A 25,065-nucleotide genomic window follows, 5' to 3' on the forward strand; every position below is an offset into this window, starting at 1 on the left:
TTCACGTGAAACATCGACCCGGCCGACCGCGGGTCAGGCCTGCCCCGCCCACCACTCCTTGAGGGCGGCGACCGCGGCGTCGCGCTCCATCGGGCCGTTCTCCAGCCGCAGCTCCAGCAGGAACGCGTAGGCCTTGCCGATCACCGGCCCCGGGCCGACACCCAGGACCTGCATGATCTCGTTGCCGTCCAGGTCGGGCCGGATGGCGTCGAGCTCCTCCTGCTCCTGAAGCTGCGCGATGCGCTCCTCCAGACCGTCGTAGGTGCGGGAGAGGGCATTGGCCTTGCGCTTGTTGCGCGTGGTGCAGTCGGACCGGGTGAGCTTGTGCAGGCGGTCCAGGAGGGGACCGGCATCGCGGACGTAGCGCCGCACCGCGGAGTCGGTCCACTCGCCGTCCCCGTAGCCGTGGAAGCGCAGGTGCAGCTCCACCAGCCGGGACACGTCCTTGACCATGTCGTTCGAGTACTTCAGCGCGGTCATGCGCTTCTTGGTCATCTTCGCGCCCACCACCTCGTGGTGGTGGAAGGAGACCCGGCCGTCGTTCTCGAACCGGCGGGTGCGCGGCTTTCCGATGTCGTGGAGCAGGGCCGCCAGGCGCAGCACCAGGTCCGGGCCGTCGTGCTCCAGCGCGATGGCCTGCTCCAGCACGATCAGCGAGTGGTCGTAGACGTCCTTGTGCCGGTGGTGCTCGTCACTCTCCAGCCGCAGGGCGGGCAGCTCGGGCAGCACGTGATCGGCGAGCCCGGTGTCCACGAGCAGGCCCAGTCCCTTGCGCGGGTGCGCGGACAGCAGCAGCTTGTTCAGCTCGCCCTGCACCCGCTCCGCCGAGACGATCTCGATCCGGTCCGACATCGCCTTCATCGCCGCCACGACCTCGGGGGCGACCTCGAAGTCGAGCTGCGCGGCGAAGCGCGCCGCGCGCAGCATCCGCAGCGGGTCGTCGGAGAAGGAGTCCTCCGGAGTGCCGGGAGTGCGCAGGATGCCCGCCTGGAGGTCTTCCAGGCCCCCGTGCGGGTCCACGAACTCCTTCTCCGGGAGCGCGACCGCCATCGCGTTCACGGTGAAATCGCGGCGGACCAGGTCCTCCTCGATCGAGTCGCCGTAGGAGACCTCCGGCTTGCGCGAGGTACGGTCGTACGACTCCGACCGGTACGTGGTCACCTCGATCTGGAAGCCGTTTTTCTGGGCTCCGACGGTGCCGAAGGCGATGCCGACGTCCCAGACCGAGTCGGCCCACGGCCGGACGATCTTCAGGACGTCCTCGGGACGGGCGTCGGTGGTGAAGTCGAGGTCGTTGCCGAGACGCTCGAGCAGCGCATCGCGTACGGACCCGCCGACCAGGGCAAGGCGGAAGCCGGCCTCCTGGAACCGGCGGCCGAGCTCGTCGGCGACAGGGGCGACCCGCAGCAGTTCACTGACCGCGCGGCGCTGCACCTGACTCAGGGCACTGGGGTTGTCTTCGTTGGCGTTCGGCACAACAGAAAAGGGTACGTGCCCCGCCCGGCGGGGGCTTCCCCGTTTGTGGCCGCCCCGGCATGCGCCGCCCCCGGGGCGGCCCCGATCATGTGGAGCAAGGCGCGGCACTCGCGCACAGCGCGTCTCGTTACCATGCGTGGACGCACAAACGACGACCACTGACACTTCGAGGGACGGGCTAGCGCGTGGCCGAGGCGGCAGACATCCAGGGGGCTTCCCCCGCACCTGCCCGGCGCCGCTGGCTGCGGCGCGCAGTCGTTCTGCTGGCCGGGACCCCCGTGCTCGCCGCTCTGGTCTACTCACCCGCCCCACAGGCCGCCCAGGCCGCCGAGGCGGGCACCGTCGACGTGCAGCTGGACGCCATGGCCCCGGCGGCCCCGGTCAAGGGCGACACGCTCACCATCTCCGGCAGCGTGGTCAACAACGGCCGCGAGACGATCACCGGCGCGCACGTGGGTCTGAGGGTCGGGCCGGCGCTCGGCGACCGGGCCTCCATCGACGAGGCGGCGGAACGCGCCGGGTTCCGGGCCGGCACGGATCCCGGTGAGATCGACCCGGCCTACGCCGTGAAGATCCCCTCGCTGCCTTCGAAGGTCAAGCAGGACTTCACCCTCACCATCCCGGTGAACAAGCTGGAGCTGGACAAGGACGGCGTCTACCAGCTCGGCGTCTCGCTCTCCGGAGAGACCGAGAGCCGCCAGTACGAGCAGGTGCTCGGCATCAAGCGGACCTTCCTGCCCTGGCAGCCGGAAGCCGCCTCCAAGCGCTCCCAGCTCACGTACCTGTGGCCGCTGATCTCCACCACGCACCTGACCGCGGAGACCGGCTCGGACGAGCTGCAGACCCCCGTCTTCCTCGACGACTCCCTCGCCGAGGAGCTCAAGTCCGGCGGGCGCCTCCAGCAGATGGTCGCCCTCGGCAAGGACCTGCCCGTCACCTGGGTCATCGACCCCGACCTGCTCTACACGGTCGACGCCATGACCAAGGGCTACCGCTACCGCACGCCGGACGGCCGGATCGTCCAGGGCAAGAACAAGGCCGTCGCCGAGCAGTGGCTGAGCGCCCTGGAAGCCGCTGTCCAGGGCAAGAAGATCGTCGCGCTGCCATTCGCCGACCCCGACATCGCCTCCCTCGCCCACCAGGGCAAGGACGTCTCGGGCACCCTGGGCCAGCTGAGGCCGGCCACCGACAAGGCGAAGCAGGCCGTGGAGACCGTCCTGCACGTCACCCCGTCCACCGACTTCTCCTGGCCCGTGGACGGCGCCATCGACCCGTCGATCGTCAACGTGGCGACCTCGGCGGGCGCCCACAACGTCCTGACCCGCAGCGACAGCCTCCAGGAGACCGGCGCCCTCGGCTACACGCCCTCCGCGGCCCGTCCCATCGGCGCGGGCACCACCGCCGTCGTCGCCGACGCCGACCTGTCCACCGCCTTCGAGGGCGACATGCTGAACGCCGGGAACGCCACGCTGGCCGTGCAGCGCTTCCTCGCCCAGAGCCTCGCCCTGAACCTGCAGAAGACCGACAACCAGCGCAGCTTCGTCGTCACGCCGCAGCGGATGCCGTCCACCAGCCAGGCACAGACGATGGCGGCCGCCGTACGGGGGCTGCAGGCGGGGCGCTGGACCCAGCCGGCGGACCTCGACACCGCGGCCGCGGCCAAGCCCGACCCCGGCGTCAACACCCAGGTCCCGGGCGCGGGCCAGTACCCCGAGGCGCTGCGCAAGACGGAGCTGCCGGTCTCCGCCTTCGAGAAGATCCGCACCACCCAGAACACCCTGGACCACTTCAAGGTGATCCTCAGCGCGCCCGACCGCGTGGAGATCCCCTTCGGCAACACCACCAACCGCGAGATGTCGACCTCCTGGCGCGGCCGCCCCGAGGAGGCGCGGCTCTACCGGGACCAGGTGCAGGAGTACCTGATCGGTCTCACCGAGAAGGTCAAGGTCGTCCCCAAGTCCGACGCCACCCTGTCCGGACACAGCGCGACCATCCCGGTCAGTGTCCAGAACAGCCTCGTCCAGGACGTGCACAACCTCGTCCTGCGGGTGAAGTCGGCCAACCCGACCCGCCTGATGTTCGGCGACAGCGGTCAGGCCGAGCAGGAAGTGACCGTCACGGGCGGACACAGCCAGACGGTCAAGTTCACCGCCAACGCCACCGCGAGCGGCCCCGTGGAAGTCACCGCGCAGCTCTACACCACGGACGGCGTGCCCTACGGCAAGGCGCGCAAGTTCACCGTGGAGGCCACCGAGATCACTCCGACCGTCATGCTCGTCATCGCGGGCGGCGTTCTCCTCCTCGTCCTGGCGGGCATCAAGATGTACGCCAGCCGCAAGCGCGTCGCGGCCCGCGCGACCGGCGAGGAGAGCACGCAGCCGAGTGACGAGACCCCGGACACCGGACCGCAAAGCACCGGGCCGTCCGGCACGGGTGAGACAGTGGACCGTTGAGCGATGCCGTGGCCGGTCGGCCTGGGGACGATGAGGTGGGGTTTCGATGAACGCGCCGTACGACGGTGACCGCGCGCAGGGCACTGGTGGGCCCGCGCCCTACCAGGGCGCTGCCCCGGGCACCCCGGTGGCCGGGCAGGTCCCCGCACCTGCGCCCGCGCCGGACCGTGACCCGTACGTCCAGGACGCCTACGACTACGACCCGTACCGGTCCCAGGACCTGTCGGCCCAGGACCCCGTGGCCGAGGTCCTCTACGACCGGGCCTCGCACCCTCCGCCGCCGCCCGGCACCTACCAGGAGCCCGGACCGCTCTACGCGGCGCCGCAGGCCCCCGTGCACGCCCCCGACCCGCACGTCTGGGCCCAGACCCCGCCGCCCGAGCCGGACGGACCCTCCCGGCACCTGCCCTACGGCGACCACGCGACGACCACCCAGTTCGTCGGCGTGGACTCCCTGGTCACCAAGGCCGCGGACGAGAAGCCCGAGCCGGACGCCTTCGCGCACCTCTACCGGGACCAGCAGGGCACGCCCGGCACGCCCGCGGAGGACGCCCCCGTCGCCGCCCCGGCGCCGAGCAAGCCCGCCGGCCGCGCCTCCAGCCTCCTCAAGTCCAGCGCCCTCATGGCCGCCGGCACGATCGTCTCCCGCATCACCGGCTTCCTGCGGACCCTGGTCATCGCCGGCGCCATCGGCGTGGGCACCTTCAACGACACGTACCAGATCGCCAACACCCTGCCGACGATGATCTACGTACTGGTCGGCGGCGGCGCGCTCAACGCCGTCTTCATCCCGCAGCTGGTGCGGGCCATGAAGCAGGACGACGACGGCGGCGAGGCCTACGCCAACCGCCTGCTGACGCTCGTCGTCGTGCTGCTGGCCGCCATCACCACGATCTGCGTCCTCGCGGCACCGGTGTTCATCACGATGATGTCGCCGAAGCTCGCGTCCGACCCCCAGCAGATGGAGGTCGCGGTCGCCTTCGCCCGCTACTGCCTGCCGACCATGTTCTTCATGGGCGTGCACGTGGTCCTCGGGCAGATCCTCAACGCACGCGGCCGGTTCGGCGCGATGATGTGGACCCCCGTCCTCAACAACATCGTCGTCATCGCCACGTTCGGCGCCTTCATCTGGGCCTTCGGCGGCTTCACCACCTCCGGGGTGGGCGCGACCACGGTCACCCCCGAGGGCATCCGCCTGCTGGGCCTCGGCACCCTCCTGGGCCTCACCGTCCAGGCCCTCGCGATGCTGCCCTACCTGCGCGACGCCGGCTTCAGGCCGCGGCTGCGCTTCGACTGGCGGGGCCACGGCCTCGGCAAGGCCGCCCGCCTGGCCAAGTGGACGTTCTTCTTCGTCCTGGCCAACCAGGTCGGCCTCGTCGTCGTGACGCAGCTGGCCACCTGGGCCGGCTCCGTCGCGGAGAAGCAGGGCCACCCCGGAACCGGCATCACCGCCTACAACTACGCGCTGCTGCTGTGGCAGATGCCGCAGGCCATCATCACCGTCTCCGTCATGACGGCCGTGCTGCCGCGCATCTCCCGCTCCGCCCACGACGGGGACGCAGCCGCCGTCCGCGACGACATCTCGTACGGTCTGCGCACCTCGGCCGTCGCGATCGTGCCCTGCGCCTTCGCGTTCCTCGCCCTCGGCGTCCCCATGGCCACACTGCTGTACGCCGGTTCCGGATCCGGCGCCCAGAACATCGGCTACGTCCTGATGGCCTTCGGCCTCGGACTCATCCCGTACTCCGTCCAGTACGTCGTCCTGCGCGGGTTCTACGCCTACGAGGACACCCGGACGCCCTTCTACAACACGGTCATCGTCGCCGGCGTCAACGCGGCCGTCTCCACCGCCGCGTTCTTCGTGCTCCCCGCGCGCTGGGCCGTCGTCGGCATGGCCGCCGCCTACGGACTCGGCTACACGGTCGGCGTGGGCGTCGCCTGGCGGCGCCTGCGCAACCGGCTGGGCGGCGACCTCGACGGCGCCCACGTGATGCGCACCTACGCCCGCCTCACCGGCGCCTGCGTGCCCGCGGCCGCCGTCGCGGGCGCGGCCGCCTACGCGGTCACCCAGTGGCTCGGAAGCGGAGTCACCGGCTCCCTCGCCGCGTTGGCCGCCGGCGGTGTCGCGCTGGCCGCCGTATTCCTCGTGGCGGCCAAGCGGATGCGCATCGAAGAGCTCAACGCCATGGTCGGAATGGTCCGCGGACGCTTGGGTCGCTGATGCGCACAACCGTCGGACCCTTTCGCGTGTCGTGCATAGCGCCGGACTGTGGGCACAATTGGCATGGCTTCGCAGACTGGCCGACAGCGCGTAACGGATGGGGAGGCAGGAACGACGGTGGCGGAACGTAGCACGGCTGCCGTCGACGTGGCCGACAACGGCGGCGACGAGCCGCCGGCCGCAGATGCGGCGAAGGCCACGGCCGACGGGGTGGACACCCAGAACGGACGAGCCGCGGACGGATCCATGCCCGAAAAGGACGGCGAGCGCAGAAAAGCGGCCCCTGCTGCCGCCCCCGAACTCCACAGCGGCCACAAGCTCGCCAGGCGGTACCGCCTCGAAGAGTGCGTCACCCGTCTGGACGGATTCAGCAGCTGGCGCGCCATGGACGAGAAGCTGCGCCGCGCCGTGGGCGTCCACCTGCTGCCCGCCGACCACCCGCGGGCCCGCGCCGTCCTGGCCGCGGCCCGCTCCTCCGCGCTGCTCGGCGACCCGCGGTTCGTCCACGTCCTCGACGCCGTGGAGGAGAACGACCTCGTCTACGTCGTCCACGAATGGCTGCCGGACGCCACCGAGCTGACCGCGATCCTCGCCGCGGGCCCCCTCGAGCCCCACGAGGCCTACCAGCTCGTCACCCAGGTCTCCCAGGCGATGGCCGCCGCACACCGCGAAGGCCTGGCCCACCTGCGGCTGACGCCCAGCGCCATACTGCGGACCTCCACGGGCCAGTACCGCATCCGCGGGCTCGCCGTGAACGCCGCCCTGCGCGGCATCACCAGCGACACCCCGCAGCGCGCGGACACCGAGGCCATCGGCGCACTCCTGTACGCCGCCCTGACACAGCGCTGGCCGTACGAGGACGACGCGTACGGGCTGACCGGCCTGCCCAAGGGCGTCGGCCTGATCGCGCCCGACCAGGTCCGTGCCGGGGTGCACCGCGGGCTGGGCGAGCTCGCCATGCGCGCCCTCGCCAACGACGGGGCCACGGCCTCCAGGCAGGAGCCGCCCTGCACCACCCCGGAGGAACTGGCCAAGGCAGTCGCCGCGATGCCCCGCATCCGGCCGCCGGAGCCCGCTTTCACCGCTCCGCCCGAGTACCAGCACACCACCTACCAGCAGGGCAGCTACGGCCGTCCCCAGCCGCACCACGGCGGCCCGGGCAACCACACCATGGCCATCCCGCCACCGCCGCCGCCGTTGCAGAGCCGCACCGGTCGCGTCCTGAAGTGGGGCGTGGCCGCCCTGCTCATCGCCGCGCTCGGCCTGGGCAGCTGGCAGCTCGCCGACACGCTCCTGGAGCGCGTCAAGGGCGACACCGGCAGCAACGGCTCCAACCAGCAGCCCAAGACGGACGACGCCTCCAAGGGGGCCAAGCCGAGCAACCCGGGCAAGCCCCTGCGCATCGGCAACGCCACGACCTTCGGCAAGGAGCCGATCAAGCCGGAGGACGCGGACAAGGCCGTCGACGGCAACGCCGACACCGCCTGGATTACGAAGGTGTTCTACGGGTACGCCAACTTCGGCAACCTGGACAGCTACGACGACGGCAGCGGCATCATCGTCGACCTCGGCAGCGTCCAGGAAGTGGCCGGCCTCGACGTCGACCTGTACGCGGCGGGGCAGAAGGTCGAGGTCCGGGCCGCCTCTCCGGAGGCCTCTCAACCCCGTTCCCTCTCGGACTTCTCCCACGAGATCGTCAAACTGACCACCGCGGGGAAGAACCTGAAGACCACGCTGGAGACCCCGGTGAAGACGCGCTACCTGGTGATCCACATCACCGCGCTGCCCACCGACTCGAACGGCGGCTACCGGGGCGGCATCAACGAGATCAAGGTGCTCGGCACGGCCGAGTAGAGGCCGGGCCGCCACGCGTACGGGACCGCTGCGCCGACTGGGCAGCGGTCCCTCGTATTCATCCCGTGCGACCCGTACGCTCCCTTCCGGAGGGGAGGTGTGATGCACTCAGCAACGGGAGACGACCGGAGCGACCAAGAGCTGCTGGCGCTGCACGCCGCCGGTGATCCCGATGCCTTCGGGGAGCTCGTACGGCGGCACCGCGATCGCCTGTGGGCCGTGGCCCTGCGCACCCTCGGCGACCGCGAGGAAGCCGCCGACGCGGTGCAGGACGCGCTCGTCTCCGCCTACCGGGCCGCCCACACGTTCCGCGGCGAATCGGCCGTCACCACCTGGCTGCACCGCATCACCGTCAACGCCTGCCTCGACCGGGCCCGCAAGGCCGCCTCCCGCAAGACCTCGCCGCTGGACGACACGGAGCGCCTGGAGCGCCTCCTGGAGCCCCACGAGTCCGCCGAGGCACCTGCGGAGCGCCAGGACCTCCACCGGCAGCTCCTGGCCGCTCTGGGCACGCTCCCGGCCGAGCAGCGGGCCGCCCTGGTCCTCGTCGACATGCAGGGATACCCCGTCGCCGAGGCCGCACGTATCCTCGACGTCCCCACCGGCACCGTGAAGAGCCGGTGCGCGCGCGGCCGGGCGAAGCTCCTCCCGATGCTCACTCATCTGCGCTCGAATGCCGGGGATAACACCGCCGCCGAGCGGGGAAGGAACCGGACGCCGGGGACACCCGTCCCACCAGCGGCAGACCCCAGTCGGCCGGCCCCAGACGCAGACACGGTGAAGGGCGGAGGTGGACGAACGTGACTCCCACAACCGGCACGATCCGGCACCCTGACGTCTCGGAGATCTCCGACCTGACGGAGGGGCTGCTCTCCCCGGTCCGGAGCGGGGAGGTGCGCCGCCATCTGGGTGACTGCCCGCTGTGCGCCGACGTCCTCGCCTCCCTGGAGGAGATCCGAGGGCTTCTCGGCACCCTGCCGGGGCCTCCCCGGATGCCCTCCGACGTCGCCGGACGCATCGACGCGGCCCTCGCCGCCGAAGCCCTCCTCGATTCCACCGCGCCCAGGGCGGAGGCCGCGGCCCCGGTCTCCGATGGTTCACCGGGAGCGCCCCCGGAGGTGGCCGGGGGAGGAACGTCGCCTGCCGCGCCCTCGGCTCCGGGTACCGGCCGGCCTGCCGGTCACCCGGCCGGAGCAACCGGTCCCGGTCGCCGTCGAGCCCGCCGCCGGATCGCCGTCATCGCCGGCCTGGCCGGAGCGGCCGCCTGCGCACTCGGCGTCTTCCTCGCGGGCAACCTGCTCGGGAGCGGCTCCCCGGACACCGCCGCCCGCAGATCCGCGACGAGCACGGCAGCCGCGTCCCCCGGCGACGGCACGTACACCGCGCAGGGCCTCCAGGACAACGTGCGCCGACTCCTGGCCTCCGGACCGGGCGCCAAGACCGCCCCGCAGGAGGAGCAGCAGAACACGTACGGACTGGAGAAGAGCACCACGCCCCCGCCGGGCATGCCCCCCGGCGACGGCAACCGGACGACCGCCTCCTCCGTGCCGGCGTGCGTCCAGGAAGCCACCGGCCGTCCCGACACCCCGCTCGCGGCCGAACAGGGCAGCTACCAGGGCACCGAGGTCTACCTCCTCGTCCTGCCGCACCCCGGAGACTCTGCCCGCGTGGACGCCTACCTGGTGGGCGCCGCGTGCAGGAACGCAGGGTCGGGCAGCCTAGACAAACCATTGCTGACCAGGACATATCCTCGAAGCTGACACCTTCGCGCTCGCGAGGGAGCGGGTCGGGAATGCATGCGCCGTAGGATCCGTTGGGTGGGGTGAGACAACACACCGGCCCCTCCGGCAGCAGCGTGCAGTCCACAGAGACGAGGAAGAAACCCGTGAGCGACGTACGAAACGTGATCATCATCGGTTCCGGGCCGGCCGGCTACACCGCCGCCCTGTACACCGCACGCGCTTCGCTCAAGCCGCTGGTCTTCGAAGGCGCGGTCACTGCCGGTGGCGCCCTGATGAACACCACCGAGGTCGAGAACTTCCCCGGCTTCCAGGACGGCATCATGGGTCCGGACCTCATGGACAACATGCGCGGCCAGGCCGAGCGCTTCGGCGCCGAGCTCGTCCCCGACGACGTCGTGTCCGTGGACCTCACCGGTGACATCAAGACCGTCACCGACACCGCCGGCACCGTGCACCGCGCCAAGGCCGTGATCGTCACGACCGGCTCCCAGCACCGCAAGCTCGGTCTCCCCAACGAGGACGCCCTGTCCGGCCGCGGTGTCTCGTGGTGCGCCACCTGTGACGGGTTCTTCTTCAAGGACCAGGACATCGCCGTAGTCGGCGGCGGCGACACCGCGATCGAGGAGGCCACCTTCCTCTCGCGCTTCGCCAAGTCCGTCACCATCGTGCACCGCCGTGACAGCCTGCGTGCCTCCAAGGCCATGCAGGACCGTGCGTTCGCCGACCCGAAGATCAAGTTCGCCTGGGACAGCGAGGTCGCCGAGATCCACGGCGAGCAGAAGCTCTCCGGTCTCACCCTGCGCAACACCAAGACCGGTGAGACCTCCGAGCTCCCCGTGACCGGCCTCTTCATCGCCGTCGGCCACGACCCGCGCACCGAGCTGTTCAAGGACCAGCTGGAGCTCGACGAGGAGGGCTACCTCAAGGTCGACGCCCCCTCGACGCGCACCAACCTGACCGGCGTGTTCGGCGCAGGAGACGTCGTGGACCACACGTACCGTCAGGCCATCACCGCCGCGGGCACCGGCTGTTCGGCCGCCCTGGACGCCGAGCGCTTCCTCTCCGCCCTCGCGGACGCCGAGAAGGCGCACGCGACGGTCTGACCCCCGCCTACTCCCCACCCCACACCCCGCAGGAAAGAATTAGGAGGCCGCAGTGGCCGGCACCCTCAAGAACGTGACCGACGCCGACTTCGACGCCGAGGTCCTGAACAGCGACAAGCCTGTCCTGGTGGACTTCTGGGCCGAATGGTGCGGCCCGTGCCGCCAGATCGCCCCGTCCCTGGAGGCCATCGCGGCCGAGTACGGCGACGAGATCGAGATCGTCAAGCTCAACATCGACCAGAACCCGGACACGGCCGCCAAGTACGGCGTCATGTCCATCCCGACCCTGAACGTCTACAAGGGCGGCGAGGTCGTCAAGACCATCGTCGGCGCCAAGCCGAAGGCCGCCATCCTGCGTGACCTCGACGGCTTCGTGACGATCAAGCCGGCCGTCTGACGGTTGGAACCCCCGCCCGGCGACAGCCGGGAATGTTTCACGTGAAACGGGGCCGCCCCTTGAAGGGGCGGCCCCGTTTTTCGTCCATCACAGCGGGCGCAGCGCGGGCTCCTTGCGTGCCGCACCGAGCAGCCGGTCCAGCGCGAGCTCCACGTCTTCCTTCCACGAGAGCGTCGAGCGCATCTCCAGCCGCAGTCGCGGGTGGACGGGATGCGGCCGTACCGTCTTGAAGCCCACGGCCAGCAGGTGGTCCGCCGGCAGCAGACAGGCCGGGCCCTCCCAGCGCGCGTCCCCGAACGCCTCGATCGCACGGAACCCGCGCCGCAGCAGGTCCTTCGCCACCGTCTGGACCATCACCCGGCCCAAGCCCTGGCCCTGATAACCCGGCATGATCCAGGCCGTGATCAGCTGCACCGCATCCGGGGAGACCGGACTCGTCGGGAACGAAGCGGCCCGCGGTACGTATGCCGGCGGCGCGTACAGCACGAATCCCACGGGGATCTCGTCCACGTAGACCACGCGACCGCACGAGCCCCACTCCAGCAGGACGGCGGAGATCCACGCCTCCTTCTCCTGCGCCGGAGTCCCCGCCTTCACTGCGGCTTCACCGCTGACGGGATCCAACTCCCAGAACACACAGGACCGGCAACGCCGAGGCAGGTCCTGGAGGTTGTCCAGCGTGAGTGGTACCAACCGACGCCCCATGAGCGCATCGTATCCACAGCCCGAATCAGGCGAAACCGCGACAAGGCAAAGGGGCGGACCGCGCCGATTCGCACCGGCACGATCCGCCCCTCGGCGGCCGGGGACTCACTCCCCGGACAGGCCCTGCTCCAGCACCCGGCCCTCGCCCGGCGCCAGCGTCCCCAGAATCCGCTCCAGATCCTCCATCGAGGCGAACTCGACGGTGATCTTGCCCTTCTTCTGGCCCAGATCCACCTTCACCCGCGTCTCGAACCGGTCCGACAGCCGCGTCGCCAGCTCGCTCAGCGCCGGAGCCACCCGGGTACCGGCCCGCGGACCCTTCGGCTTCACAGGCCCCTCGGGCTCGGAGCCCATCAGCGAGACGATCTCCTCGACCGCACGCACCGACAGTCCCTCGGCCACGATCCGGTGCGCCAGCTTGTCCTGGGCCTCGGAGTGCTCCACCGACAGCAGAGCCCGCGCATGTCCGGCGGACAGCACCCCCGCGGCCACCCGGCGCTGCACCGGAGGCGACAGCTTCAGCAGGCGCAGCGTGTTGGACACCTGCGGACGCGAACGCCCGATCCGGTCCGCCAGCTGGTCGTGCGTGCAGTTGAAGTCCTGGAGCAGCTGGTCGTACGCGGCCGCCTCCTCCAGGGGGTTCAGCTGCGCCCGGTGCAGGTTCTCCAGCAGCGCGTCCAGCAGAAGCTTCTCGTCGTCCGTCGCCCGGATGATCGCCGGAATGCGCTCCAGCCCGGCCTCCCGGCAGGCCCGCCAGCGGCGCTCACCCATGATGAGCTCGTAGCGGTCCGGAGCCGACTGGCGCACGACCACCGGCTGGAGCAGACCCACCTCCTGGATGGAGGTGACCAGCTCCGCCAGAGCGTCCTCATCGAACACCTCACGGGGCTGCCGCGGGTTCGGCGTGATCGAGTCCATCGGGAGCTCGGCGAACGTCGCCCCGGCCACCACGTTGGCCTCGGGCGCCACCGTCTCCGGCTCATCCACCACGGCGACCGCGTTCACGCCGGCAGCAGCAACCGATGTTTCACGTGAAACATCGGCCTGCGCCAGCGAAGCCAGCTTCGCCGCCGCGACCCCGCGCTCCGAAGGCAGCGTCGGCACCGCCGACGGAGACGTCGAGCCGGCACCGATCACCGGCGGCGTCTTCTCCTGGGGAGCGGCGGGGATCAACGCGCCGAGCCCCCGCCCCAGACCCCTACGTCGCTCACTCACTGGATCCCCTCCGCCACACTCTGCGTGCTGTTCATGCCCGCGCCCAGATGGGCGTGCTGGGCGTCGTACGAAATTCCGGCCCCCCGCAGCGCGATCTCACGCGCCGCTTCCAGATAGGAGAGAGAACCACTCGAACCCGGATCGTAGGTGAGCACCGTCTGGCCGTAGCTCGGCGCCTCGGAAATGCGCACCGAACGCGGGATGCTCGTGCGCAGCACCTCCTTGCCGAAGTGGGTGCGCACCTCCTCCGCCACCTGCGAGGCCAGCCGGGTCCTGCCGTCGTACATCGTCAGCAGGATCGTCGACACGTGCAGCGACGGGTTCAGGTGGGCCCGCACCAGGTCGACGTTGCGCAGCAGCTGCCCCAGCCCCTCCAGTGCGTAGTACTCGCACTGGATCGGGATCAGTACCTCGGCGCCGGCCACCAACGCGTTAACGGTCAGCAGTCCCAGCGAGGGCGGGCAGTCGATCAGGATGTAGTCCAGCGGCTGCTCGTATGCCTGGATGGCCCGCTGGAGCCGGCTCTCGCGGGCCACCAGGGACACCAGCTCGATCTCCGCACCCGCCAGGTCGATCGTGGCCGGAGCGCAGAAGAGCCCCTCCACGTCCACCACCGGCTGGACGACCTCCAGCAGCGGCCGGCTGTCCACGAGCACGTCGTAGATCGAGGGCACATCCGCGTGGTGGTCGATACCGAGCGCCGTGGACGCGTTGCCCTGCGGGTCGAGGTCGACCACCAGGACGCGAGCACCGTGCAGGGCCAGTGAGGCCGCCAGGTTCACGGTCGTCGTGGTCTTGCCCACGCCGCCCTTCTGGTTGGCGACCACGATGACCCGTGTCTGCGCCGGGCGGGGCAGCCCCTCGCCGGCGCGCCCCAGAGCTTCGACCGCCATCTGGGCGGCACGGCCGATGGGCGTGTCGTTGTCTACAAGAGGCGACGATGTTTCACGTGAAACATCGTCCCCCGCTGATTCAGAGCGGGGACCGGGGACCGGGTCGGCCATCGGCCCCGCGAGGTTGGCGTCGGACCGCACGGTGTCACTCTCCTCGACATCAGGCTCGCGATGAACAGAGCCTGCCATGACACCCGGGTCGCGAACCAGCGGGGCCCGTACTCCTGTGGATGAATCCACCGTTGTGGACAACTCCGTCCCCCCTTCGCCCTTGCGCGAACGAGGGGACGCAGCCGCACGGCCGCGGCTGATGATTCCGTGCAGCAGAGAGCGACGTTTCACGTGAAACACGATGCCCGGACACAGCCCAGACAGGGTCTTCGGGCCGCTACGACACTCCGAAATCCATACCTATAGGGCTCAATACCCCGGAAATCAGCGGCGTCGACGAGTCCGGCTGGTCCGCGCGGCCTTAGCCCGCTTGGCCGCGAACCTCACCCCACCGGGGCTTTCTCCGACCTCGACCCGGACCACGGTGGACAGCGGATCCACCACACCTTCGCCCACCTGCAGCACCGAGGTCTTCACCACACCGAGCTTCGCCAGTGCGGTCTTCGCCGCCACCAGCTCCTCCTCGGCGGTGTCGCCCTTGAGCGCCAGCATCTCCCCGTACGGACGCAGCAGGGGCACGCCCCAGCCCGCCAGACGATCCAGCGGAGCCACGGCTCGCGCCGTCACCACGTGCACCGGCTGCACCTTGCCGAGCATCTCCTCGGCCCGGCCGCGCACCACCGTGACGTGGTCCAGGCCCAGCAGCTCCACGGCCTCCTGCAGGAAGGTCGTACGCCGCAGCAGCGGCTCCAGCAACGTGATCTTCAGATCACGCCGCACCAGAGCGAGCGGAATGCCGGGCAGGCCGGCACCCGAGCCGACATCGCAGACGGTGACACCCTCGGGCACCACCTCCGAGAGCACCGCACAGTTCAGCAGGTGCCGCTCCCACAGCCGCGGTACCTCACGCGGGCCGATCAGGCCGCGCTTGACCCCCGCGTCCGCCAGCAGCTCCGCATACCGCACAGCTTCCGGGAAAAACTCGCCGAACACCGCGCGCGCCTCTTCAGGCGCCGGGGGAAGCTCCGCTGCCTCCGTCACGGGGACCGTCCTTCCGTACCGCATGGATCGTTGAAAACGCACTGCTCGAACTGGCACCGCCGGGACCGGCACTGCCAGGCTGACAAACTTCGGCCCCGTCTGCGACACAGACGGGGCCGAACACTCAGGCTTGCGATCAGGCCGGGAGCACGACGACGAAGCGCTGCGGCTCCTCGCCCTCCGACTCGCTCTTCAGGCCGGCGGCCGCCACGGCGTCGTGGACGACCTTGCGCTCGAAGGGGGTCATCGGCGCCAGCTTCAGCGGCTCACCGGAAGCCTTCACGTCCGCCGCAGCCTGGGCACCGAGCGCCGCCAGCTCATCGCGCTTCTTCGCACGGAAGCCCGCGATGTCCAGCATCAGGCGGCTGCGGTCCCCGGTCTCGCGGTGCACGGCGAGGCGGGTCAGCTCCTGCAGAGCCTCCAGGACCTCACCGTCGCGGCCCACGAGCTTCTGAAGGTCACGGCTGGCCGAGTCACTGACGATCGACACCGCGGCCCGGTCGGCCTCGACGTCCATGTCGATGTCCCCGTCCAGGTCGGCGATGTCCAGCAGACCCTCGAGGTAGTCGGCCGCGATCTCACCCTCCTGCTCGAGGCGGGTCAGGGTGTCGCCACTCTCAGCGGCGGCGGTGGTGGTGCCTTCCGTCACGGGAGGGACTCCTTCTTACTTCTTGGAAGAGGGCTTGGGGGGCGTCTGGCGCTGCGACTTCGTCTGCCGCTTCGGCTGCTGCCGCTTGGCGGCACCGCCGCTCGCCGCGTCAGAGTCGGCCGTGGCCTCGGCGCTCTTGATCACAGACCCGTCCGCCTGCGCAGCCAGACCCTGCTTCGTGAGAGCCGTGATGAACTTGCGCTCGTTGTCATTGCGGTCCGGGCCCTTGGCCACGATCGCCGCGACGATCTTCTTCTTGCCCCGACCCTTGACCTCGCCGTGCGTGGTCACGTGCTTCACCAGACGGGTCAGGTACTGGTCCTGCGCCTTGCTTCCCGGCGTCGGGTTCTGGTTGATCACGTACATCTGCTGGCCCATGGTCCACACGTTGGTGGTCAGCCAGTAGACGAGAACACCCACGGGGAAGTTGATGCCCATGAAGGCGAAGATCAGCGGGAAGATGTACATCAGCATCTTCTGCTGCTGCATGAACGGCGTCTTGACCGAGAGGTCGACGTTCTTCTGCATCAGCTGACGCTGGGTGTAGAACTGCGACAGCGACATCAGGACGATCATGACCGCGGTCACGATCCGGACGTCGGTCAGAGAGGCGCCGAGCGCGGCGACCTTCTCCTCGCTGTCCGTGAACTTCGCCGCCAGCGGGGCACCGAAGATGTGCGCCTGGCGGGCGCTCTCAAGCAGCGACTCGTTGATGACGCCGATGGTCTTGCCGTTGGCGATGGCCGAGAGCACGTGGTACAGCGCGAAGAAGAACGGGGACTGCGCGATGATCGGCAGGCACGAGGAGAGCGGGTTGGTACCCGTCTCCTTGTACAGCTTCATCATCTCTTCGGACTGGCGCTGCTTGTCGTTCTTGTAGCGCTCCTGGATCGCCTTCATCTTCGGCTGGAGCGCCTGCATGCCACGCGTCGCCTTGATCTGCTTCACGAAGAGCGGGATCAGGCAGATCCGGATCAAGACCACCAGGGACACGATCGACAGGCCCCAGGCCCAACCGCTGTCCGGGCCGAAAATCGCGCCGTACAAGCTGTGGAACTGGACGATGACCCACGAGACGGGCGTGGTGATAAAGCTGAACAGACTGGCAATCGTGTCCACTAATCAGGCTCCTTGAGCATTGCGAGATCTACGCAACGCACTGCGCAGCTGCTCGTGCCAACGCGGGCGTTTACGGGGTGGGACATGATCGACACCACCGGCGGACCACGGATTGCACCGCAGGATCCGCCAGCCGGTCAGAACCGTCCCCTTCACCGCACCATGCCGGTCGATGGCCGTGAACCCGTAGTGCGAGCACGAGGGGTAATAACGGCACACCGGCCCGAGCAGCGGACTGATCGTCCACTGGTACAGCTTGATCAATGCGAGCAGCGGGTACTTCATCGAGCCACGCCTCCCAGGAGCCGCGTCAGAGCGGCATCCAGGTCCCGGGCCAGTTCGTCGGCACCGGCATCACCCGCGCCGGGCAATGCCCGCACTACCACCAGGCTACCGGCGGGCAGCCGGGAGAGGCGCTCGCGGACAAGATGGCGCAAACGGCGCTTCACCCGGTTACGGACGACGGCGCCACCCACGGCCTTGCTGACGACGAAACCCGCACGCGTCGAGGGATCGATCTCCCCCGGCTCGTGCGGGTCCGTTGCACCGCTTGTACGTAGGTGGACGACGAGGAGCGGGCGACCAGCCCGTCGACCTCGGCGTACCGCGCTCGCGAAGTCCTCGCGCCGCCTCAGCCGATTCTCGGGAGACAGCACGACGTCACGACCTGCGCGTTGTTACGCGGAAAGGGCGGCGCGGCCCTTGCCACGGCGGTTCGCGAGGATCGCGCGACCGGCACGGGTACGCATCCGGAGACGGAAGCCGTGGGTCTTGGCACGACGGCGGTTGTTCGGCTGGAAGGTGCGCTTGCTCACTCGGGGGCTCCAGAGAATGAATCGTTGTGGCGGGACATCGCCTGGCTGTCACCGTGCGCCCACGAGGAAACTCGCGTGTTCGCCCGAGTGGCACCGCTAAACGATCACAAAAGGTGATCTTCGCCCATCGGTAGGCAGGCGGCAGCAGCCATCGACAACTCGACCTCGTTACGGTACGCGCGGCTACGCCATCCGGTCAAACCGAGGTGATGTGCCCCCACACTGTGCACAGGCTGTGGACAACGACTTGAACCGTACCCGTCGGCCTGACTACCGTTGTCTGATCCCGGATTTTTTGTCCCGACCGTCCCAAAGAACCACACATTCGTGGGACCCCTGTGAGAGAGCGTGCTCTGTGGCTGACGTACCTGCCGATCTTGCCGCAGTGTGGCCAAGGGTGCTCGAAAAGCTCCTCGGGGAGGGACAGCAGGCGATCGAGCCCAAGGACAAGCAGTGGGTCGAGCGCTGCCAGCCCCTGGCCCTCGTCGCCGACACCGCGCTGCTCGCCGTCCCCAACGAGTACGGCAAGCGCGTCCTGGAGGGCCGGCTCGCCCCGCTGATCAGCGATGCGCTCAGCCGCGAGTGCGGCCGCCCCATCCGCATCGCCATCACGGTCGACGACTCCGCGGGAGAGCCCGCGCCCCTGCCCGCGGCCGCGCAGCAGCGCTCCGAGTCGTACGAGCCGTACGGCAACCAGCGCGGCGGCGGCCACAACGGCCCCGGCGGACCCTCCGAAGACCAGCTCCCCACCGCCCGCCCCGCCTACCCGGACTACCAGCAGTCGCGCCCCGAGCCCGGCTCCTGGCCCCGCGGCGGCCAGCAGGACGACTACGGCTGGCAGCAGCCGCGCCTCGGCGGCTTCCCCGAGCGCGATCCGTACGCCTCCCCGCAGCCGGGCTACCTCCAGCAGTCCGATTCCGGCGGGTACGAGCAGGGCTCCTTCGACCAGCAGCAGTACGAGCAGCAGCAGTACGAGCCCCGCCCGCCCCAGCAGTCCCATCAATACGAGCAGCAGCCGTACGAGCAGCCGGCCCCGCGCCCCGCGCCCGGCCGGCCCGCGCCGCCCCCGTCCTCCTCGGGCGGCTCGACCTCGGGCCCGCTGGAGCCGACCGCCCGGCTCAACCCCAAGTACCTGTTCGACACGTTCGTCATCGGCGCGTCCAACCGCTTCGCGCACGCCGCCGCGGTGGCCGTCGCCGAGGCGCCCGCCAAGGCGTACAACCCCCTCTTCATCTACGGGGAATCGGGCCTGGGCAAAACGCATCTCCTGCACGCCATCGGGCACTACGCGCGGAGCCTGTACCCCGGCACGCGGGTGCGGTACGTGAGCTCCGAGGAGTTCACCAACGAGTTCATCAACTCGATCCGCGACGGCAAGGGCGACGCGTTCCGCAAGCGCTACCGCGAGATGGACATCCTGCTCGTCGACGACATCCAGTTCCTCGCGAGCAAGGAGTCGACGCAGGAGGAGTTCTTCCACACCTTCAATACGCTCCACAACGCCAACAAGCAGATCGTGCTGTCCTCCGACCGGCCGCCCAAGCAGCTCGTCACCCTCGAGGACCGGCTCCGCAACCGCTTCGAGTGGGGCCTGATCACCGACGTCCAGCCGCCCGAGCTGGAGACCCGCATCGCGATCCTGCGCAAGAAGGCCGTACAGGAGCAGCTCAACGCCCCGCCGGAGGTACTGGAGTTCATCGCCTCCCGCATCTCGCGCAACATCCGCGAGCTGGAGGGGGCGCTGATCCGGGTCACGGCCTTCGCGAGCCTGAACCGGCAGCCGGTCGACCTGGGTCTGACCGAGGACGTCCTCAAGAACCTGATCCCCGGCGGCGAGGACTCCGCCCCCGAGATCACGGCGACGGACATCATGGCGGCCACCGCGGACTACTTCGGCCTCACCGTGGACGACCTGTGCGGCTCCTCGCGCAGCCGCGTGCTGGTCACCGCCCGGCAGATCGCCATGTACCTGTGCCGGGAGCTCACGGACCTCTCACTGCCCAAGATCGGGGCACAGTTCGGCGGCCGCGACCACACCACCGTCATGCACGCGGACCGCAAGATCCGGGCCCTGATGGCGGAGCGGCGGTCGATCTACAACCAGGTCACCGAGCTCACCAACCGCATCAAGAACGGCTGAGCCGGGGGCCTGTAGCCGTGCCGGCGGGCCCGGCCGGGCCTCTTCAAACGCTTCCAGAGGGCGCTCCCGGGGTACTTCGGGGGCGCCCTTCTTCGTCCGCGCGCCCCTGACCTGTTCGAATACGCCCCCTGTGGAGCAACTCATCCACAGATTCCCCGACTTTCTTCCGTCCACAGGCTGGGGACGGGTTCGGCCACCCACAATCTGTCCACAGGGCTGCCTGATGAGGCACCATCAGCACTGGTCAGAACCCTGTGGATTTGTGCGCAAGCCCCATCCACAGGCTGTGGACAGAACTTTCATCCACAGGCTCATCCACTCCTTCGTCCACCGCCGACCCACAGGTTCCCGCACTCTGTGCACAGGATCCGACGAGTTACCCACACCGCTGTCCACTGTTCGGCAACATTCCACCTCCCGTCACCACCGGGAGTGAAAGCGGTCACACGGAAGTCGACGTTTGGGCTGTGGAGTACTGGGGGAAACCTGGGGACACACCTGTGGAGTAGTCGGGGCCACCTGGGGACGGCCTGTGCAGAAGTTTTTGTTCTCCACAGACACACCGTGTTGTCCACCGGTGTCACCCACAGGCCCGGTGGATAAAAAACGCGGGTTGACCTGCGACAACGGGCTTATCCACCGTTTCCACAGGCCCTACTACTACCCCCATAGAGAGTTAGCCCGGTTTCGGCTTTCAAGCGGGTCCTGTGCACAACTCGGTGGGGACGCCTCCCCGACACCTCGCTCCCGACTTGACCTCCGGCAGCACCGACTGTCGGCGCCGTACGTCAGACTGGTGCCCGGCACCGAGGCTCCGAGCCATCGAGGGCATCGAGGCATCGGGCCGAGAACGAAGGCCGGCAGACGAGCGAGCAACAGCAGGAGGCGGTTCCGGTGAAGATCCGGGTGGAGCGCGACGTACTCGCGGAGGCGGTGGCCTGGGCTGCCCGTAGCCTCCCGGCCCGGCCGCCGGTGCCCGTTCTCGCGGGCCTGCTGCTGAAGGCCGAGGAGGGCACGCTGTCCCTCTCCGGCTTCGACTACGAGGTCTCGGCCCGCGTCTCCGTCGAGGCGGACGTCGAGGAGGACGGCACCGTCCTCGTCTCCGGCCGGCTGCTCGCCGACATCTGCCGCGCCCTCCCCAACCGCCCGGTGGAGATTTCCACAGACGGTGTACGGGCGACCGTGGTCTGCGGCTCCTCGCGGTTCACACTCCACACCCTGCCTGTGGAGGAGTACCCGGCGCTGCCGCAGATGCCGACCGCGACCGGCACCGTGCCCGGTGAGGTCTTCGCCTCCGCCGCCGCCCAGGTCGCCATCGCGGCCGGCCGCGACGACACGCTGCCCGTGCTGACTGGTGTCCGCATCGAGATCGAGGGCGACCGCGTCACCCTGGCCTCCACCGACCGCTACCGCTTCGCGGTCCGCGAGTTCCTGTGGAAGCCGGAGAGCCCGGACGCCTCCGCCGTGGCCCTGGTGCCCGCGAAGACGCTCCTGGACACCGCCAAGTCCCTGACCAGCGGTGACACCGTCACCCTGGCGCTGTCGGGCTCCGGCGCGGGCGAGGGGCTCATCGGCTTCGAGGGCGCCGGCCGCCGCACCACCACGCGCCTGCTCGAAGGCGACCTGCCGAAGTACCGCACGCTGTTCCCGACGGAGTTCAACTCCATCGCCGTCATCGAGACCGCCCCGTTCGTCGAGGCCGTCAAGCGCGTGGCCCTGGTCGCCGAGCGCAACACCCCGGTCCGCCTCAGCTTCGAGCAGGGCGTGCTGATCCTGGAGGCCGGCTCCTCCGACGATGCACAGGCTGTGGAACGTGTGGACGCCAAGCTCGAGGGCGACGACATCTCGATCGCCTTCAACCCGACCTTCCTGCTGGACGGCCTGAGCGCGATCGACTCGCCGGCCGCGCAGCTGAGCTTCACCACCTCCACCAAGCCGGCGCTGCTGAGCGGCCGTCCGGCGGTCGACGCCGAGGCGGACGAGGCCTACAAGTACCTGATCATGCCGGTGCGCCTGTCCGGCTGACGCGCGCGTTCGTCGGGCCCGGTCTCGCAGGCGCGGGGCCGGGCCCGACGTCGTCCGCCCCCGTACGGAAGAGCCCGTACGGAGCAGCCCGTACGAGAGCCGTACGCGGGGCCCGCGCGCAAAGGCCGCACGGACCCCGCACCGGCCGCGTACAGACCCCGCACGGGCCCCGTACGGCCCTCCCTGGAGCGCCCGTGGCGCCCGGCGGCACCGCCCGGCGTAGGCTCGGAGCCTGGGTGCCCCGGGTGATTTCCGGGAAACCCGGCACAGACGGCCACAACGCTTAAGGAACCACCTGATGGAGCTTGGTCTCGTCGGTCTCGGCAAGATGGGCGGCAACATGCGCGAGCGCATCCGCCGCGCAGGCCACACCGTCATCGGATACGACCGCAACCCGGACCTTGCCGATGTCCACAGCCTGCGGGAACTTGTGGACAGCCTGCAGGCCCCCCGCGTGGTGTGGGTGATGGTCCCGGCAGGTGCGGCGACGCAGTCCACCGTCGACGAGCTCGCCGAGCTGCTCTCGATCGGCGACATCGTCGTCGACGGCGGCAACTCGCGCTGGACCGACGACGAGAAGCACGCCGCGGAACTGGCCACCAAGGGCATCGGCTTCGTCGACTGCGGTGTCTCCGGCGGCGTGTGGGGCCTGGAGAACGGCTACGCGCTCATGTACGGCGGCGAGAAGGACCACGTCGCACGGGTCCAGCCGATCTTCGACGCCCTCAAGCCCGAAGGCGAGTTCGGCTCCGTGCACGCGGGCAAGGTCGGCGCGGGCCACTTCGCGAAGATGGTCCACAACGGCATCGAGTACGCCATGATGCAGGCTTACGCCGAGGGCTGGGAGCTGCTGGAGAAGGTGGACTCGGTCACCGACGTCCGCGAGGTCTTCCGCTCCTGGCAGGAAGGCACCGTCATCCGCTCCTGGCTGCTGGACCTGGCCGTCAACGCCCTCGACCAGGACGAGCACCTGGAGCAGCTGCGCGGCTTCGCGCAGGACTCGGGCGAGGGCCGGTGGACGGTGGAGGCGGCGATCGACAACGCCGTGCCGCTGCCCGCCATCACCGCCTCGCTCTTCGCGCGGTTCGCGTCCCGCCAGGAGGACTCCCCGCAGATGAAGATGATCGCCGCGCTGCGCAACCAGTTCGGCGGCCACGCGGTCGAGAAGGCGTAATCCACAGCCTGTCCACAACCGCTCCACAGCAGCACAGAGCAGAGCAGCAGGAAGCCGGGGGAGGTCGGCGCCGTATGCATGTTTCGCATCTCTCACTGGCCGACTTCCGCTCGTACGCCCGGGCCGAGGTACCCCTCGACCCGGGCGTCACCGCTTTCGTGGGACCCAACGGCCAGGGCAAGACGAACCTGGTCGAGGCCATCGGCTACCTGGCCACGCTCGGCAGCCACCGCGTCTCCTCGGACGCCCCGCTGGTCCGGATGGGCGCGGACCGCGCCGTCATCCGCGCGGCCGTCACCCACGGCGCGCGCCAGCAGCTGGTCGAGCTGGAGCTGAACCCGGGCCGCGCCAACCGCGCCCGCATCAACCGGTCCTCGCAGGTCAGGCCCCGGGACGTACTGGGGATCGTCCGGACGGTGCTGTTCGCGCCGGAGGACCTGGCCCTGGTGAAGGGGGACCCCGGGGAGCGCCGGCGGTTCCTCGACGAGCTCGTCACGGCCCGCTCGCCGCGGATGGCGGGGGTCCGCTCGGACTACGAGCGGGTGCTGAAGCAGCGCAACACCCTGCTGAAGTCCGCGGCGATGGCGCGCCGGCACGGCGGCCGCTCCATGGACCTGTCCACCCTCGACGTCTGGGACCAGCACCTCGCGCGCGCGGGCGCGGAGCTGCTGGCGCAGCGCCTCGACCTGATCGCGACGCTGCTGCCGCTCGCGGACAAGGCGTACGAGCAGCTCGCGCCGGGCGGCGGCCCGCTGGGGCTGGCGTACAGGTCCTCGGCCGCCGGCGAGGCCGGGGAGGCCGTCGACGGCGGCGGGGCCCGCACCCGCGAAGCCCTGTACGAGGTCCTGCTGGCGGCCCTGGCCGAGGTCCGCAAGCAGGAGATCGAGCGCGGCGTGACCCTCGTCGGCCCGCACCGGGACGACGTGCTGCTGCGCCTGGGCGAGCTGCCAGCGAAGGGGTACGCGAGCCACGGCGAGTCCTGGTCGTACGCGCTGGCGCTGCGGCTGGCCTCGTACGAGCTGCTGCGTTCGGAGGGCGCCGAGCCGGTGCTGATCCTGGACGACGTGTTCGCCGAGCTGGACGCGCGGCGCCGGGAGCGGCTGGCGGAGCTGGTGGCCCCGGGAGAGCAGGTACTGGTGACGGCGGCGGTGGACGACGACGTTCCGGGGGTGCTGGCGGGGACCCGGTTCGGGGTGTCCGGCGGTGAGGTGACCCGGCTGTGAGCGACACCAAGGGCGACGACAAGGGCGACGGCAAGAAGGAATCCGGTACGACCGGCCCCCGCAAGGTCCCCGAGCCCTCGGGCGTGGACCTCGCCCGCCAGGCGCTGGCGGCCGCCCGCGAACAGGCGCGGGCCCGGGGCAACGCGGCCGGCGGGAAGAACAGGCACCGGCCCGGTCTGCGCTCGGGCGCCCGCGCCGACGGCCGCGACCCGATGCCGCTCATGGCGGCGCTGGACCGGCTGCGCACCGAGCGCGGCTGGGAGATGCCGATGGCGGTCGCGGGCGTGATGGAGCGCTGGCCGGAGATCGTCGGGCCGGAGATCGCGGCGCACTGTGAACCGGACCGGTACGAGGACCGTGAACTTCTCGTGCGCTGTGATTCCTCGGCCTGGGCGGCGCAGCTGAAGCTGCTGGCCCCGCAGCTGGTGGCCCGGCTCAACGCGGACCTGGGCCAGGGAACGGTCCGGATGATCAAGGTCCAGGGCCCGGGCGGGCGCCCGAAGCGGTACGGGCCGCTGCGCGCGCCGGGCAGCACGGGGCCGGGGGACACGTACGGATAGCCCCGGATCGCGTGGCGTCCCTCACGGTAGCGAGAGGTTGACAGGCCGAAGCGCTGGACGCCCGCGTGAGCCTCTTTGAGCCCCTTCCCGGATATGGGGAGTCGGAGAGAGGAGGTTCAGGGCGGCACATGCGGACTGAGGTACCGGCA

The 25,065-nt window shown here is 70.0% G+C and carries 21 protein-coding genes and 2 pseudogenes; 13 read left to right on the forward strand and 10 right to left on the reverse strand.

Annotated elements, in window-relative coordinates:
- Positions 1 to 33 precede the first annotated feature (33 nt).
- Entirely contained in the window at positions 34 to 1,476 is a 1,443-nt protein-coding gene (locus ACFYZS_RS10670; protein WP_389009350.1) for a CCA tRNA nucleotidyltransferase, read from the reverse strand.
- 185 nt (positions 1,477 to 1,661) lie between these two features.
- Between ACFYZS_RS10670 and ACFYZS_RS10675 the strand changes: the two genes are divergently transcribed.
- The 7 genes from ACFYZS_RS10675 (at position 1,662) to trxA (ending at position 11,246) form a co-directional block, all read left to right on the forward strand.
- A complete protein-coding gene (locus tag ACFYZS_RS10675; protein ID WP_389009353.1) occupies positions 1,662 to 3,929 on the forward strand; it encodes a DUF6049 family protein in 2,268 nt (755 codons plus the stop codon).
- 46 nt (positions 3,930 to 3,975) lie between these two features.
- Positions 3,976 to 6,150, forward strand: coding sequence for a murein biosynthesis integral membrane protein MurJ (gene murJ / locus ACFYZS_RS10680; protein ID WP_389009356.1), 2,175 nt, complete (start codon positions 3,976 to 3,978; stop codon positions 6,148 to 6,150).
- Positions 6,151 to 6,267: 117 nt separating this feature from the next.
- Positions 6,268 to 8,004, forward strand: coding sequence for a protein kinase family protein (locus tag ACFYZS_RS10685; RefSeq protein ID WP_389009358.1), 1,737 nt, complete (start codon positions 6,268 to 6,270; stop codon positions 8,002 to 8,004).
- Between the two features lie 102 nt (positions 8,005 to 8,106).
- Positions 8,107 to 8,808 carry an RNA polymerase sigma factor SigM gene (gene sigM, locus ACFYZS_RS10690; RefSeq protein ID WP_389009361.1) on the forward strand — a complete coding sequence of 234 codons (702 nt, stop codon included), beginning with the start codon at positions 8,107 to 8,109 and terminating at the stop codon, positions 8,806 to 8,808.
- Positions 8,805 to 9,764, forward strand: coding sequence for a hypothetical protein (locus tag ACFYZS_RS10695; RefSeq protein ID WP_389009364.1), 960 nt, complete (start codon positions 8,805 to 8,807; stop codon positions 9,762 to 9,764). The genes sigM and ACFYZS_RS10695 overlap by 4 nt, the downstream gene beginning before the upstream one ends.
- A 125-nt stretch (positions 9,765 to 9,889) precedes the next feature.
- Positions 9,890 to 10,849, forward strand: a complete 960-nt coding sequence (trxB, locus tag ACFYZS_RS10700; protein ID WP_382986182.1) for a thioredoxin-disulfide reductase — start codon at positions 9,890 to 9,892, stop codon at positions 10,847 to 10,849.
- Positions 10,850 to 10,901: 52 nt separating this feature from the next.
- Positions 10,902 to 11,246 carry a thioredoxin gene (trxA, locus tag ACFYZS_RS10705; RefSeq protein WP_389009367.1) on the forward strand — a complete coding sequence of 115 codons (345 nt, stop codon included), beginning with the start codon at positions 10,902 to 10,904 and terminating at the stop codon, positions 11,244 to 11,246.
- A gap of 87 nt (positions 11,247 to 11,333) precedes the next feature.
- On the opposite strand, the gene ACFYZS_RS10710 is transcribed toward trxA, so the two are convergent.
- The 9 genes from ACFYZS_RS10710 to rpmH all read right to left on the reverse strand — a co-directional run bounded on the left by ACFYZS_RS10710 (position 11,334) and on the right by rpmH (position 17,794).
- Positions 11,334 to 11,951, reverse strand: a complete 618-nt coding sequence (locus ACFYZS_RS10710; protein WP_229337905.1) for a GNAT family N-acetyltransferase — start codon at positions 11,949 to 11,951, stop codon at positions 11,334 to 11,336.
- Positions 11,952 to 12,056: 105 nt separating this feature from the next.
- Complete coding sequence (locus ACFYZS_RS10715; RefSeq protein ID WP_389009371.1) at positions 12,057 to 13,166, reverse strand: ParB/RepB/Spo0J family partition protein; 1,110 nt, start codon at positions 13,164 to 13,166, stop codon at positions 12,057 to 12,059.
- Complete coding sequence (locus tag ACFYZS_RS10720; RefSeq protein WP_389009373.1) at positions 13,163 to 14,248, reverse strand: AAA family ATPase; 1,086 nt, start codon at positions 14,246 to 14,248, stop codon at positions 13,163 to 13,165. Before ACFYZS_RS10720 ends, ACFYZS_RS10715 begins: the two co-directional genes overlap by 4 nt.
- A 246-nt stretch (positions 14,249 to 14,494) precedes the next feature.
- Positions 14,495 to 15,235 (reverse strand): 16S rRNA (guanine(527)-N(7))-methyltransferase RsmG, encoded by a 741-nt coding sequence (gene rsmG, locus ACFYZS_RS10725; protein WP_037835282.1) that lies wholly within the window; start codon positions 15,233 to 15,235, stop codon positions 14,495 to 14,497.
- 112 nt (positions 15,236 to 15,347) lie between these two features.
- Positions 15,348 to 15,860 (reverse strand): protein jag, encoded by a 513-nt coding sequence (locus ACFYZS_RS10730; protein WP_389009376.1) that lies wholly within the window; start codon positions 15,858 to 15,860, stop codon positions 15,348 to 15,350.
- A gap of 15 nt (positions 15,861 to 15,875) precedes the next feature.
- Complete coding sequence (gene yidC / locus ACFYZS_RS10735) at positions 15,876 to 16,979, reverse strand: membrane protein insertase YidC (protein WP_389009379.1); 1,104 nt, start codon at positions 16,977 to 16,979, stop codon at positions 15,876 to 15,878.
- 3 nt (positions 16,980 to 16,982) lie between these two features.
- The gene (gene yidD / locus ACFYZS_RS10740; protein ID WP_078613072.1) at positions 16,983 to 17,264 is read right to left on the reverse strand and encodes a membrane protein insertion efficiency factor YidD; all 282 of its coding nucleotides are present in this window, start codon (positions 17,262 to 17,264) and stop codon (positions 16,983 to 16,985) included.
- Positions 17,261 to 17,635, reverse strand: a complete 375-nt coding sequence (gene rnpA, locus ACFYZS_RS10745; RefSeq protein WP_389009382.1) for a ribonuclease P protein component — start codon at positions 17,633 to 17,635, stop codon at positions 17,261 to 17,263. The genes yidD and rnpA overlap by 4 nt, the downstream gene beginning before the upstream one ends.
- Before the next feature lie 21 nt (positions 17,636 to 17,656).
- Positions 17,657 to 17,794, reverse strand: coding sequence for a 50S ribosomal protein L34 (rpmH, locus tag ACFYZS_RS10750; protein ID WP_008741645.1), 138 nt, complete (start codon positions 17,792 to 17,794; stop codon positions 17,657 to 17,659).
- Between the two features lie 355 nt (positions 17,795 to 18,149).
- Between rpmH and dnaA (ACFYZS_RS10755) the strand changes: the two are divergent.
- The 6 genes and pseudogenes from dnaA (ACFYZS_RS10755) to ACFYZS_RS10780 all read left to right on the forward strand — a co-directional run.
- Positions 18,150 to 18,683, forward strand: a pseudogene (dnaA, locus tag ACFYZS_RS10755) (chromosomal replication initiator protein DnaA); the annotation flags it as partial.
- Between the two features lie 117 nt (positions 18,684 to 18,800).
- Positions 18,801 to 19,934: pseudogene (gene dnaA / locus ACFYZS_RS10760) on the forward strand (chromosomal replication initiator protein DnaA); the annotation flags it as partial.
- Positions 19,935 to 20,828: 894 nt separating this feature from the next.
- Positions 20,829 to 21,959, forward strand: coding sequence for a DNA polymerase III subunit beta (gene dnaN / locus ACFYZS_RS10765; protein WP_389009385.1), 1,131 nt, complete (start codon positions 20,829 to 20,831; stop codon positions 21,957 to 21,959).
- 298 nt (positions 21,960 to 22,257) lie between these two features.
- Positions 22,258 to 23,133 carry a phosphogluconate dehydrogenase (NAD(+)-dependent, decarboxylating) gene (gnd, locus tag ACFYZS_RS10770; protein ID WP_389009388.1) on the forward strand — a complete coding sequence of 292 codons (876 nt, stop codon included), beginning with the start codon at positions 22,258 to 22,260 and terminating at the stop codon, positions 23,131 to 23,133.
- A 74-nt stretch (positions 23,134 to 23,207) separates the two neighbouring features.
- Positions 23,208 to 24,356, forward strand: a complete 1,149-nt coding sequence (gene recF, locus ACFYZS_RS10775) for a DNA replication/repair protein RecF (RefSeq protein ID WP_389009391.1) — start codon at positions 23,208 to 23,210, stop codon at positions 24,354 to 24,356.
- Positions 24,353 to 24,916 carry a DUF721 domain-containing protein gene (locus ACFYZS_RS10780; RefSeq protein WP_389009393.1) on the forward strand — a complete coding sequence of 188 codons (564 nt, stop codon included), beginning with the start codon at positions 24,353 to 24,355 and terminating at the stop codon, positions 24,914 to 24,916. Before recF ends, ACFYZS_RS10780 begins: the two co-directional genes overlap by 4 nt.
- Positions 24,917 to 25,065 lie beyond the last annotated feature (149 nt).

Source organism: Streptomyces sp. NPDC001903 (assembly GCF_042891345.1).
GTDB lineage: Bacteria > Actinomycetota > Actinomycetes > Streptomycetales > Streptomycetaceae > Streptomyces.

Excerpts from the sequence above, each read along its gene's own strand:
- murJ (WP_389009356.1), top strand. The coding sequence starts at position 3,976 with ATGAACGCGCCGTACGACGGTGACCGCGCGCAGGGCACTGGTGGGCCC.
- sigM (WP_389009361.1), top strand. The coding sequence starts at position 8,107 with ATGCACTCAGCAACGGGAGACGACCGGAGCGACCAAGAGCTGCTGGCG.
- ACFYZS_RS10710 (WP_229337905.1), bottom strand. The coding sequence starts at position 11,951 with ATGGGGCGTCGGTTGGTACCACTCACGCTGGACAACCTCCAGGACCTG.
- ACFYZS_RS10720 (WP_389009373.1), bottom strand. The coding sequence starts at position 14,248 with ATGGCAGGCTCTGTTCATCGCGAGCCTGATGTCGAGGAGAGTGACACC.
- rsmG (WP_037835282.1), bottom strand. The coding sequence starts at position 15,235 with ATGCGGTACGGAAGGACGGTCCCCGTGACGGAGGCAGCGGAGCTTCCC.
- yidD (WP_078613072.1), bottom strand. The coding sequence starts at position 17,264 with ATGAAGTACCCGCTGCTCGCATTGATCAAGCTGTACCAGTGGACGATC.
- gnd (WP_389009388.1), top strand. The coding sequence starts at position 22,258 with ATGGAGCTTGGTCTCGTCGGTCTCGGCAAGATGGGCGGCAACATGCGC.
- recF (WP_389009391.1), top strand. The coding sequence starts at position 23,208 with ATGCATGTTTCGCATCTCTCACTGGCCGACTTCCGCTCGTACGCCCGG.